The sequence below is a fragment of the Tenacibaculum sp. genome, assembly GCF_048269885.1.
GTDB lineage: Bacteria > Bacteroidota > Bacteroidia > Flavobacteriales > Flavobacteriaceae > Polaribacter.
In genome coordinates, this window is the sequence record NZ_JBLWTZ010000003.1 from 65,438 (window position 1) to 77,331 (window position 11,894).

The following is an 11,894-nucleotide window of genomic DNA, read 5'->3' on the forward strand; positions in this document are numbered from 1 at the left end:
CATTGGTTTGGGGTATGTTTTTAAAATAGAGTTAAACAAGAATCCCTTATGAAACGAACGACGTTTTTACAGTTATTAGGGTTAGCATCAGTAAACTTGAGTATGGGAACATTAAGTGGGTTAAAAAAGTTATCAGATAGTTTACCTGTTTCTCAAACAATGCCAGTATTGTTTTTAGGGCATGGAAGTCCTATGAATGCGATTGAAGAAAATGAGTTTACGAGAGGTTTTCAACATATTTCAAAAACACTTCCAAAGCCCAAGGCAATCATTTGTGTTTCGGCACATTGGTTTACCAAAGGAACAAAAGTAACAGCAATGGAAATGCCCAAAACAATTCATGATTTTGGTGGTTTTCCTCAAGAGTTATTTGAACAGCAATATACAGCAATCGGAAGCCCTGAACTAGCAAAAGAAACCAAACAATTGTTACATCCTAATTTTGTAGAATTAGATGAGCATTGGGGGTTAGATCATGGTGCTTGGACCGTATTAAAACATTTATTTCCGAAGGCTGATATACCTGTAATTCAATTGAGTATTGATTATACCAAAGACGCTAACTATCATTTTGAATTAGCCAAACAGCTAACATCGTTAAGACAGAAAGGTGTATTGATTATTGGTAGTGGAAATATTGTTCATAATTTACGAATGGTTGACTGGAAAAATTTTGATAAGGATAATTACGGATATGATTGGGCTATTGAAGCAAGAGAAACGGTTAACACATACTTATTAGAAGGAAATTATCAACCTTTGATTGATTATACAAAACAGTCAAAAGCTTTTCAGCTAGCAATACCAACGCCAGATCATTATTTACCGTTAATTTATAGTTTAGGATTGCAACAAAAAAATGAAAAAATTCAGCTTTTTAATGATAAACTATTAGCGGGTTCTTTAAGTATGACTTCCTTAAAAATAGGGTAATAAAAAAGTCTGTATAGATGGGGTCTACACAGACTTTTTATAAAAATAAGGAGGGGTTACGATTTTTGTTTTATTGCATTAATTGTTGTTCTTACCACAAACCAGCAGAAACATACAATACCTAAAGAGAATACAATATCTCCTATCATTCGCATCCATTTTAAAGTTTGTACTGTTGGATTGTATAATAACTCAGGGTCTCTAGCAAAAGAATATCCTTTGGTAATTGAAGTATATGCTTGAATGATACCTACTGGTAATAAGCTTAATACCACCATTAATACCAATCCACCGTTTAAAAACCAAAATGCATTTTTTACGAGTTTTTCGTTCCAGGCAATGTTTGAATACAAGCGTAGGCAGATTAAAATAAAGCCCATACCTAACATACCGTATACTCCAAATAGTGCAGTATGTGCGTGTACCGCAGTTGTGTTTAACCCTTGGATGTAGTACAACGCAATAGGAGGATTGATTAAGAACCCGAAAACACCAGCACCGACCATGTTCCAAAAGGCAACAGCAATAAAGAAAAAGATAGGCCATTTGTAACGTTGAATCCAAGCATTCTTTTTCAATAAATTCCAATTTTCTCTAATTTCAAAGCCCATTAAGGTAAGTGGAACCACTTCTAAAGCACTAAACGTAGCTCCTAAGGCAATGGCTTGTACTGGAGTTCCTGAATAATATAAGTGGTGTAAGGTGCCAATGATACCACCTGCTAAGAAAATTGTTGCTGATGCTATCGCTGTTTTTCCTGCTGTTTTGGTTGAAATAATTTTCATTCGAGAGAAAATATAGGCAATAATCACCGTCGCAAATACTTCAAAGAATCCTTCTACCCATAGGTGTACGAGCCACCATCTCCAATAATTAATTACAGGTAGTGAACTGTTTTCTCCATACATTAATCCTGAGAAAAAGAACATACCAATAGCAACTACAGCTATTAATAGGATAGAAAGTAAATGTTTTGAGTCGTCTTTTTTACGGATACCATAGAGTACGTGTCTACCAACCATAATTACCCATAAAATTAAACCAATACCTAAGAATATTTGCCAGAATCTACCTAAATCCATGTATTCGTATCCTTGGTGGCCAAAGAAGAAATTAGTAGTTAAATCCAAAAATTGATGTACACCTAACCATTCTCCTAGCATAGAACCCAAAACAATAATTAACAAGGCGATAAACAAGAAATTGATTCCGAAAACTTGGTACTTCATTTCTTTACCGCTGATAATTGGAGCCAAGAATAATCCTGTTGCTAACCATGTAGCGGCAATCCAAAATACAGCAAGTTGTGTATGCCAGGTTCTAGAGATAGAATACGGAAGATATTCTGATAAATTAAAACCAAAGAAAGCTTGACCCTCTACCGTATAGTGCACAGTAACAATACCCAATACAACTTGTAATACAATAAGAAGTGAGATGACTAAAAAGTATTTTAATACTGCTTTTTGAGAGCTGACTAACTTTAAGTCTAATAAAGGATCGTTGTTTGGGTTTGTTACTGCTTCTCCTTTTTCATGATTTCGAATGTAGTAATAGGTCAACACTCCAATAAATAGTAACAATAAAATTATTGAGAACCCTGACCAGAGTTGTGAATCGGGAGTAATTGTATTGTTAATTAACGGTTCATGAGGCCAGTTAGAAGTATAGGTATAGTCTTGATTGGGTCTTTCTGTACTGGCAGCCCAAGAAGTCCAGAATAAAAAAGCATTAAGTTTAGCTAGTTTTTCAGTATCGGTTAAGGCACCTTCTGGAATGGCATATTGTTCATGACCCTCTGAAAAAATGCTTGCATAATACGCAGCGTTTGCTTCAATGGCTTCTTTTCGCTCTTTAGAAATTGTTATTGATTGGTCTTTTTCATTAAAGGTGTTGGTTCTAATATCTTTTACCAAACGAGCTTTTAAAGCAGCTTTGTTTTCTTCATCTAAAGCATCATAGTTGGTATTAAAGTCTTTTTTAGCCCAGTAGTTTAATAAGTAAACAGCTTCTTTGTGAATCCAATCAGCTGTCCAGTCTGGAGCTACATAACTCCCATGACCCCAAATAGATCCGACTTCCATACCTCCAATAGATTCCCAAACATTTTGTCCATCTTGTATGTCTTTTTTAGTGTATATAGTTTCATTACTTCCGTTAACTTTTACTGTTTCAGGTATAGGGGGTTGGGTTTGATAAATTTCTGTACCTACCCATATTAATGCAATAAATGATAATACCACTACTGCAATAAATCCAGTCCAAATTTTTCTCATTATTAATTGTTTAATTGATTTTCTAATTTGATTGCTTTTTTAAATAGAATGTTATTTTCTAAATGAATGTGTTTGTGTAAGTCTTCTTCAAACTCCTGTAGCATGGCTAAAGCAACTTTATAAGTGTTACAAGCATCTTCAGGTGGAGTGTAATTATTGGTAAGTTTTGCAATTGTTCTAAATCTACTACCTTCATTATCATGTTCAGTATGCATCATGTTTATAGGGTTTTCTACCGTACCAAAGGGAGGAGGAGTAAGGGGCGTATTTGAATTACTCACCTCAACTAACTTTTTTATAAAAGGAAATAAAATAAGTTCCTCTTTTTTCATATGGGTGGTAAGTTCTCCAGCACTTTCTTTAAAGAGTTGCAAAATCTCGTGTAGCTCAGGATGGTTGTTACCATGTACCTTAGCTATTTTAGTTAAGTACTCTAAAATTTCAGGAATTTGTTTTTCTACATAGGTATGATGATTTTGATAGATGTAATCACACAAAAAATCTAAGGACCAGTTTTGATAGTCGTTAGTAGATTTTGAACCTCTATCAATTCGGATGAGTTTATTGATCAATGTATCTGGAACAATGTTTTTCTTTGTTGAAACTTCTTGAATAGTTCTGTTACCATTGCAGCAAAAATCAATTCCGTATAGTTTAAAAATTGTAGCTGTTTTATAGTTATTCGCAACGATATCTGCTACTGTTGTGTTGTTATTTATCTCCATTTTGTTTCTGTTTATAGTTTATAAATTATAAAAAGACCTTTTTATCTTTTATTATTGTAAATTTTTTTATTCTCGTTTTAGCCAAAAAGTATTTTTCTTGTCGTTTGTGTATAATACATCATGAAGGGTATTTCCTTCTAACATTTTTCTCAAGTTATCTCTAATTTCTACAAATTTAAAGTGAAGAGGGCACGGAGAGCTATCATCACATTGTTTTAAACCCAATCCGCAACCTGTATATATACTATCACCATCTAATACACGAACCACATCGCTTAAGCGGATTCTTTTAAGGTCAGCTTTATTAATTACAAATCCGCCATAAGGACCTTTAATAGAATCGATAATATTGTTTTTCGTTAAAATTTGTAATATTTTCCCTGTAAAAGCTTCTGGAGAATCAATAGCAGCAGCAATGGCTTTTACACCAACTTTTGTACCTGAGTTTGACTGTTCTGCAACAAAAATAGTCGCTCTTAAACCGTATTCACAAGATTTTGAAAACATAGAAAAATAATATGCTACAAAGATATTAGTTTTCTTCAAAAAAAGACACTTAAGTCTTTTATTTTTTTATAAAAAAAGCATCCTTTTTTAGGATGCTCTTATATATTGTTATACTGGGTTTATTTTTTTCTGTACCAGTAGGCTGTTCTACCAAAAGCAGCAAAACCTATATACCCTCTAATTTTTAATTTGTTGTCGTTTTCAAGTTTAATATAACACTTGTATTCTTTTCCGTTTTTAGGATCTAAAATTTTACCTCCGCTCCATTCGTCACCATCTTTAGATAGGCCGGTTAAAATATTCATTCCTAAAATAGGATTGTTTTTACGTTTACCGCTACATTTATCACAAAGAGCTTCTTGACGATTTTTGTCTGTAATCTCAATAATTTTAGCGTATGCCTTTCCATCTTTTTTATATACTTCAATTACAGAGTCAACTTTGTTGGTCTCTTCGTCACGATTTTCCCATTTTCCGAAAATAGTTTGTGCACTCATCGATAAGCTAACGGTTGTAAATAATAAAGCAAAAAGTATTTTTTTCATAATCTAAAAGTTTTAATAGTATATTGTTTTCAAAAAGTATTCCAATTAATCGTATTGTGCATCAAAGTTGCTCTCCCATTTTCCCTGTACACGTAAAACCTGTTCTATAATATCTCGAGCACAACCATTACCACCAGTTTTATCAGAAATGTATCTTGAAATTTGTTGTATTTCACGAGCTGCATCGTTAGGGCAAGAGGGCATACCAACGAGTTTCATTACAGGGTAATCAGGGATGTCATCTCCCATGTACACTATATTTTCTGGGTTCAGTTTATATTTTTCAACCAATTCATTAAATTGTTGAATTTTATCATGAGCACCTAAATAAATATCGGTAATACCTAAGCCTTCTAAACGTGTACGCACTCCTTCGTTTTTTCCACCAGAGATAATACAAACCCTATAACCAGCTTTTACAGCTGCTTTTAAAGCATATCCATCTTTAATATTCATTTGACGTACAAGCTGTCCGTCAGGAAAAACGGTTACGATTCCGTTAGTTAATACTCCGTCTACATCAAAAATAAAGGTATCTATTTGAGGTAAGTATTCTTTATAACTCTTTTCCATTTTGTTGGATTGATTTTGTAATAAGTTTATAAATTTCTTGTTGTTCAGCATTTAATAATGCTAAATGGTTTTGAATAGTTTTTTGGTCATTTCTTTTGGCAGGACCTGTTTGTGCTGCCTCAGGACTCAATTCGATTATTTTTTGAGCTGTTTCTTGAATTAAAGGGAGTAATACTTCAAAAGGAACTTGGTGTTCGTTGCAAATATCAGCACCCATTTTATACATATGATTCGTGAAATTGTTTACAAAAACAGCAGCAACGTGTAATCGTTTACGTTGTTCTGAGTTGATACGGTATACCTTTGTTCCAATAGATTTAGCAAGGGTTTCTAACAACTGTAAATCTTCTTCACTTTCAGCTTCTAAACAAAAAGGAATTTCATCAAAGTTCACATCTTTGTCTTTAGAAAAGCTTTGTAATAAGTAAAAAATACCTTTACGTCCAGTGTTTTGTAACGATTGCATAGCTACACTACCAGAAGTATGCACCACTAAACCGTTTTGTTGTTCAATTTTATGAGAAACATCACTAATAGCATCATCAGAAACCGCAATGATATACACATCGGCTTCTGTTAAAAATTCTATACTATTGGTAATAGAAGTAAGGTCTTTTAAGTGTTGAATTTGCTCAATATTTCGAGCATACATTTGTACTAACGAAACTTCGTTTGTTTTACTAAAAGCATTGGCTAAATGTGTAGCTACATTACCGCCTCCTATAATGGCAACCTTAATCATAGCACGAAGATATTGAAATTAATTAAAATTATTTTCGCATATTTGTACCATTATGATTGTATAAGTCACCTCAAATAGTTGTGTTGCTTGAGCAACAAATAGTTAAGTCTTACGCTTTTTAAGACAATTTTATGTATTTATAAAACTTTATAATGACTGATAACAATCAAACATCAAAACAATCCATATTCTCACTTTTTAAAGATGCTGTTTTAGGAAGGCAGCAAGATTTTACAACAGGAAGCATTCGTAAGGCAATTTTTTTATTAGCAATTCCGATGATTTTAGAAATGCTGATGGAATCTATTTTTGCCTTGGTAGATATTATTTATGTATCAAGAGTAAGCGTAAACGCCGTAGCTACTGTTGGATTAACTGAATCGGTACTTACGTTAGTGTATGCGGTAGCCATAGGATTAAGTATGGCAGCAACTGCTTTGGTTGCTAGAAGAACAGGAGAGAAGGATTCAGAAGGAGCAAATCAAACAGCAGTACAAGTTATTTTTTTAGGAGTTTTTATTTCTATTCTTATCAGTATTGTTGGAATTTTATATCCGAAAGAAATATTAGGATTAATGGGAGGAGAACCTGATTTAATTGCTGAAGGCTTTGGTTATACCCAAGTATTGTTAGGAGGAAACATTACTGTAATGCTACTCTTTTTAATCAATGCTGTTTTTAGAGGAGCTGGAAATGCATCTATTGCAATGTGGACGCTCATCTTGTCAAATGGATTAAATATTATACTCGATCCTATTCTTATTTTTGGAGTAGGCCCCATACCTGCATACGGAGTAGAAGGAGCTGCCATAGCAACAACTATAGGAAGGGGAACGGCAGTTATAGCGCAATTAGGAGTATTATTTTTTGGAGCTGGTAAAATAAAAATAGCGGTCAAAGACTTAGTAATAAGGGTTTCAGTAATGATAAATTTAATTAAAGTGTCATTAGGCGGAATAGGACAGTTTATAATAGGTACTTCAAGTTGGGTGTTTTTAATGCGAATTATGTCTGAGTTTGGTAGTGAAGTGCTAGCAGGATATACCATTGCCATTCGAATAATGATGTTTACCTTAATGCCTGCTTGGGGAATGAGTAATGCTGCTGCGACATTGGTAGGGCAAAATTTAGGAGCAGAACAACCTGAGAGAGCCGAAAAATCTGTTTGGATAACGAGTAAATACTGTGCCTTTTTTATGGGAGCTGTCTCATTGATTTACATATTCTTTGCACCAACTTTTTTAGGATGGTTTTCTGAAAATACCGAAGTTGTTGAAAATGGAGCTTTGTGTTTGCAAATTATGGCAGCTGGATACATAGCATATGCTTATGGAATGGTTGTAATTCAATCTTTCAACGGCTCAGGAGATACCAAAACACCAACCTATATCAATTTTGTATGTTTTTGGTTATTTCAATTACCATTTGCATACCTAATGGCAATTACACTAGAATTTGGACCTATTGGAGTTTTTTTAGCAATAACTTTAGCCGAAGTTTTAATAGCTGTTGTTGGTATTTGGTTGTTTAAAAAAGGAAAATGGAAATCTGTTAAGGTATAAGGGAGTTTTTGTAACTTAGCTACTAAAGTTCTGTAAAGAAATCTAAAGGCTGAGATTTTAAAACCTCTTATTACTATGAATACCAAGCAAAAATTAGGCATTAACACTATTTGTACCCATGTTGGTGAAATAAAAGACGAACAGTTTAAAGGAGCCATTTCTCCTATTTATATGTCAACTTCTTACCAATTTGAAAATGTAACCATAAAAAGATATCCGCGTTATTTTAATACGCCTAATCAGGAAGCTTTGTGTAAAAAAATAGCAGCTTTAGAAAAAACAGAAGCAGGTTTACTGTTTGGTTCAGGTATGGCAGCGATTAGTACTTCTTTATTAGCATTTTTGCAAAAAGGAGATCATGTCGTGTTACAAGAAACATTATATGGAGGAACCTATAACTTTGTAGTAGAAGAATTTGAAAAATTCGGAATAGCATATTCGTTTACCAATAGTTTAGCTATTGAAGATTTTGAAAAAGAAATTCAACCAAACACACGTGTAATTTTTATTGAAACGCCATCCAATCCTTTATTAAAAGTGGTAGATATACAAGCGGTTGCTAATTTGGCAAAAAAGCACGGTATAATAACCATGATTGATAATACCTTTGCCTCTCCAATTAATCAAACTCCAGTGGATTTTGGAATTGATATAATAATACATTCTGCTACCAAGTACATGGGAGGTCATTCAGATATATTGGCGGGAGCCGTTGCAGCTTCAGAAGAGCACATACACCGCATATGGAATTTAGCAAAGAATTTAGGAGGTAGCCTAAGTGATTTTACAGTGTGGATGTTAGAGCGTAGTTTAAAAACAATGAACTTACGTGTAAAACGCCAAAGTAAAAATGCGTTGAAAATGGCAAAATATTTAGAGAGAAATGAACATATAGCTAGGGTGTACTACCCAGGATTAAAATCGCATACAAATTATAAGTTGGCTAAATCTCAAATGAAGTATTTTGGAGGTATGTTGTCTTTTGAGTTACAGGAAGAAATAGATGCTATGACTTTTCAACGTAATTTAAAACTTATAAAACCGTCTATGAGTTTAGCAGGAGTAGAAAGTACGGTGTTGAGCCCTACCCAAACTTCACATGCATTGCTTTCACCTGAAGAAAGAGCAAAACAAGGAATACAAGATGGGCTTATTCGTTTTTCGGTAGGAATAGAGGAAACAAAAGATTTAATTCAAGATATAGAACAAGCATTACAAAAAACAATACAATAAATGAAACTAGATATATTAGCTTTTGGAGCGCACCCAGATGATGTTGAACTAGGATGTGCAGCTACCATAGCCAAAGAAATTTCAGAAGGAAAAAAAGTTGGGATAGTCGATTTAACTCGTGGAGAGTTAGGAACAAGAGGTTCTGCTGAATTGCGTGATAAAGAAGCTGCAAATGCGGCTGAGATTTTAGGGGTTTCAGTACGTGAAAACCTAGGCTTTGCAGATGGCTTTTTTAAAAACGATAAAGAACATCAATTAGAAATTATTAAAATGATACGTAAGTATCAACCAGAAATAGTGTTGTGTAATGCTATTGACGATCGTCATATCGATCACCCTAAGGGAAGTCAGCTAGTGTCCGACGCTTGTTTTTTAAGTGGTTTGCTTAAAATAGTAACTGAGTTAGACGGGGTTCAACAAGAAAAATGGAGACCGAAACAAGTTTATCACTATATACAATGGAAAAATATTGAACCTGACTTTGTGGTGGATGTTACTGGTTTTATGGATAAAAAAATAAGCTCAGTTATGGCATATTCGTCTCAGTTTTTTGACCCGAAAAGTAACGAACCTGAAACACCAATTACGAGTAAAAACTTTACAGATAGTATAGAGTATAGAGCAAGAGACTTAGGGAGGTTGATAGGGGTTGATTTTGCAGAAGGCTTTACGTCAGAACGTTACGTGGCGGTAGAAAATTTAAGTAAATTAATTTAAAAAAAAGTTTTGTCAAAATACTAAAAGCTTGTATATTTGCACCCGCAAGTTACATGGTGATTGTAGCTCAGCTGGTTAGAGCGCCGGATTGTGGTTCCGGAGGTCGCCGGTTCGAACCCGGTCTTTCACCCAAAACCTTCTCAATTTGAGAAGGTTTTTTTGTGTTTTAAATTTATTCTTTTAAATTAATGTTGAATAAAAAAAGCTTCTCAGTTTATTGAGAAGCTTTTCTGTTTTTTAACCATTGTTCGTATTTGTCTTTATGCTTAAAGCGCTTGTGTGTCCATAAATAAAACTCTGGTTGTGCTTTGATATTTTTTTCGGTTATGCTTAAATATTTATCCGTAATTTGATAGTTTTCATAATCCTTAGGAATCTCGGTTATAAGTTCAAATTCGGTTTCGTAGTGTCCTCTTTTAATTTTTTTAGCACAGTAGTTAACAACAGCAAGATCGTATTTTTTAGAAAGCATTTCAGCGCCTGTATGTATCGGTACTCTAATGCCTAAAAATTCAGTCCAGTAATGAGTTTTGTGTACTTGAGGAGATTGATCGCTTAATAAAATGTACAGTCCTTGTATGTTTTCTTGATTGTTTTTGTGAATGCCTTTTACTGTTTCTGAAGTTTTGAACCCTGTAATACCAAACCTAGATCTAGAGTTTTTTACAGCTTTTTCAAAATAGTTATTAGCCAGTTTTGTATAAGCACCAAAAACTTGAATGTCTAGTGCCAGTGGTAAGTTAAAAGACCATTCCCAATTTGCTTGATGTGCTCCAACTAAAGCAATGCTTTTTCCCTCTTTGGCAAGTTTGTTTATAACTTCAGGATTTTTGTACTTGTATCGCTTGAGTATTTCTTTTTCGCTAATTGTAAAAGCTTTGATACTTTCAAAAATTAGATCGAAGAAATGTTTGTAGAATTTCTTTGTTATGTTTTTTATTTCTGTATCGCCTTTTTCAGGAAAAGCCGTTTTTAGGTTTTGAATTACTACTTTTTTACGATATCCTACCAAGTTGAAAATAACAAGACGGAAAAAATCAGAAATTATGTATAGTAATCTCATGGGTAAAATTGATAGTATCCATATTAGCGGATACACAATAATAAAGATGAGTAGTTTCATTAAGTTTTAATTTTAGGCAAATATCGTATTAATTAATGAATGATTCACTTTATTAACTTTTGTTTATGTTTGTACTTACACAAAAAAAAATATGAGTCAAATTATTATTATATTAATTGTAGCGAATGTATTAGTGTCTTTAAAAGGATTTAGTGATGCTACTTTTTTTGATCGCTATAAATTTCAAGTTCAAAAAATATTAGGGGGAGAGAAACTACGAATGTTAACTTCAGGTTTTTTGCATGTAGATTGGTTGCATTTAGGATTTAATATGTACGCTTTGTATTTATTTGGAAAAGTAGTTGACTCAAGTTTTGGAACATTAAACTTTATATTAATTTATTTTGCAAGTTTAATGGCAGGAAGTATGTATTCGTTGTATCAGCATAAAAGAGAAGCTTATTATAGTGCAGTTGGAGCATCAGGAGCTGTGTCGGGAATAATATTTTCTTCTATAATGTTGTATCCAGGTATGGAGTTAATTATATTACCAATACCTGTTCCTATACCGGGGTATATTTTTGGTGTTGGGTATTTGCTGTATTCTATTTACGGAATGAAAAACCAAGTAGGTAATATCGGTCATTCAGCTCATTTAGGAGGTGCTATTGGTGGATATTTAATCACTTTACTCTTACGACCAAGTGTCATAACAAATCATACCATAATGATTGGTGCGATGGCGCTCATCATAGTAGGGGTGTTCTTCTTTGGAGATAAATTAAAACTGAATAAATAAAAAAACCGAAACTAATGTTTCGGTTTTTTTGAGCGGGAGACCAGGTTCGAACTGGCGACATTCAGCTTGGAAGGCTGACGCTCTACCAACTGAGCTACTCCCGCGGTAAAGACTTTTGTAATTGCTTACAATTATGTAAAAATTAGAGCGGGAGACCAGGTTCGAACTGGCGACATTCAGCTTGGAAGGCTGACGCTCTACCAACTGAGCTACTCCCGC

12 protein-coding genes and 3 tRNA genes are annotated in these 11,894 nt (G+C 33.8%); 6 read left to right on the plus strand and 9 right to left on the minus strand.

Going from position 1 to position 11,894, the window contains the following annotated elements:
• Nucleotides 1–102: 102 nt before the first annotated feature.
• Nucleotides 103–933, plus strand: coding sequence for a 4,5-DOPA dioxygenase extradiol (gene ygiD / locus ACN0WY_RS03065; protein WP_417799631.1), 831 nt, complete (start codon nt 103–105; stop codon nt 931–933).
• 56 nt (nt 934–989) lie between these two features.
• On the opposite strand, the gene ACN0WY_RS03070 is transcribed toward ygiD, so the two are convergent.
• The 6 genes from ACN0WY_RS03070 to ACN0WY_RS03095 form a co-directional block, all read right to left on the minus strand.
• Nucleotides 990–3,209 carry a nitric-oxide reductase large subunit gene (locus tag ACN0WY_RS03070; RefSeq protein WP_417799521.1) on the minus strand — a complete coding sequence of 740 codons (2,220 nt, stop codon included), beginning with the start codon at nt 3,207–3,209 and terminating at the stop codon, nt 990–992.
• A 2-nt stretch (nt 3,210–3,211) separates the two neighbouring features.
• Nucleotides 3,212–3,934 carry an iron-sulfur cluster repair di-iron protein gene (ric, locus tag ACN0WY_RS03075; protein WP_417799522.1) on the minus strand — a complete coding sequence of 241 codons (723 nt, stop codon included), beginning with the start codon at nt 3,932–3,934 and terminating at the stop codon, nt 3,212–3,214.
• A 66-nt stretch (nt 3,935–4,000) separates the two neighbouring features.
• Nucleotides 4,001–4,480 carry an RrF2 family transcriptional regulator gene (locus ACN0WY_RS03080; RefSeq protein WP_417799523.1) on the minus strand — a complete coding sequence of 160 codons (480 nt, stop codon included), beginning with the start codon at nt 4,478–4,480 and terminating at the stop codon, nt 4,001–4,003.
• Between the two features lie 80 nt (nt 4,481–4,560).
• The gene (locus ACN0WY_RS03085; RefSeq protein WP_417799524.1) at nt 4,561–4,986 is read right to left on the minus strand and encodes a DUF2147 domain-containing protein; all 426 of its coding nucleotides are present in this window, start codon (nt 4,984–4,986) and stop codon (nt 4,561–4,563) included.
• Nucleotides 4,987–5,031: 45 nt separating this feature from the next.
• Nucleotides 5,032–5,559 carry a KdsC family phosphatase gene (locus ACN0WY_RS03090; RefSeq protein WP_417799525.1) on the minus strand — a complete coding sequence of 176 codons (528 nt, stop codon included), beginning with the start codon at nt 5,557–5,559 and terminating at the stop codon, nt 5,032–5,034.
• Complete coding sequence (locus tag ACN0WY_RS03095) at nt 5,543–6,301, minus strand: Rossmann-like and DUF2520 domain-containing protein (RefSeq protein WP_417799526.1); 759 nt, start codon at nt 6,299–6,301, stop codon at nt 5,543–5,545. Before ACN0WY_RS03095 ends, ACN0WY_RS03090 begins: the two co-directional genes overlap by 17 nt.
• A 152-nt stretch (nt 6,302–6,453) precedes the next feature.
• Here ACN0WY_RS03095 and ACN0WY_RS03100 point away from each other — a divergent pair, with 152 nt between their 5' ends.
• The 4 genes from ACN0WY_RS03100 to ACN0WY_RS03115 all read left to right on the plus strand — a co-directional run bounded on the left by ACN0WY_RS03100 (nt 6,454) and on the right by ACN0WY_RS03115 (nt 9,944).
• On the plus strand, nt 6,454–7,863 hold the full coding sequence (locus tag ACN0WY_RS03100) for an MATE family efflux transporter (protein ID WP_417799527.1): 1,410 nt from the start codon (nt 6,454–6,456) through the stop codon (nt 7,861–7,863).
• A gap of 75 nt (nt 7,864–7,938) precedes the next feature.
• Nucleotides 7,939–9,096 (plus strand): trans-sulfuration enzyme family protein, encoded by a 1,158-nt coding sequence (locus ACN0WY_RS03105; RefSeq protein ID WP_417799529.1) that lies wholly within the window; start codon nt 7,939–7,941, stop codon nt 9,094–9,096.
• Nucleotides 9,097–9,813, plus strand: a complete 717-nt coding sequence (bshB1, locus tag ACN0WY_RS03110; protein WP_417799530.1) for a bacillithiol biosynthesis deacetylase BshB1 — start codon at nt 9,097–9,099, stop codon at nt 9,811–9,813.
• 55 nt (nt 9,814–9,868) lie between these two features.
• Nucleotides 9,869–9,944: transfer RNA gene (locus tag ACN0WY_RS03115), tRNA-His, on the plus strand.
• An 83-nt stretch (nt 9,945–10,027) separates the two neighbouring features.
• Here ACN0WY_RS03115 and ACN0WY_RS03120 read toward each other — a convergent pair.
• A complete protein-coding gene (locus ACN0WY_RS03120) occupies nt 10,028–10,936 on the minus strand; it encodes a lysophospholipid acyltransferase family protein (protein WP_417799531.1) in 909 nt (302 codons plus the stop codon).
• Nucleotides 10,937–11,027: 91 nt separating this feature from the next.
• Here ACN0WY_RS03120 and ACN0WY_RS03125 point away from each other — a divergent pair, with 91 nt between their 5' ends.
• Nucleotides 11,028–11,675: a rhomboid family intramembrane serine protease gene (locus tag ACN0WY_RS03125; RefSeq protein WP_330488305.1), complete on the plus strand. Its 648-nt coding sequence runs from the start codon at nt 11,028–11,030 to the stop codon at nt 11,673–11,675.
• Between the two features lie 31 nt (nt 11,676–11,706).
• Here ACN0WY_RS03125 and ACN0WY_RS03130 read toward each other — a convergent pair.
• Both ACN0WY_RS03130 and ACN0WY_RS03135 read right to left on the minus strand, forming a co-directional pair.
• Nucleotides 11,707–11,779: transfer RNA gene (locus ACN0WY_RS03130), tRNA-Gly, on the minus strand.
• A 42-nt stretch (nt 11,780–11,821) separates the two neighbouring features.
• A tRNA-Gly gene (locus ACN0WY_RS03135) sits at nt 11,822–11,894 on the minus strand.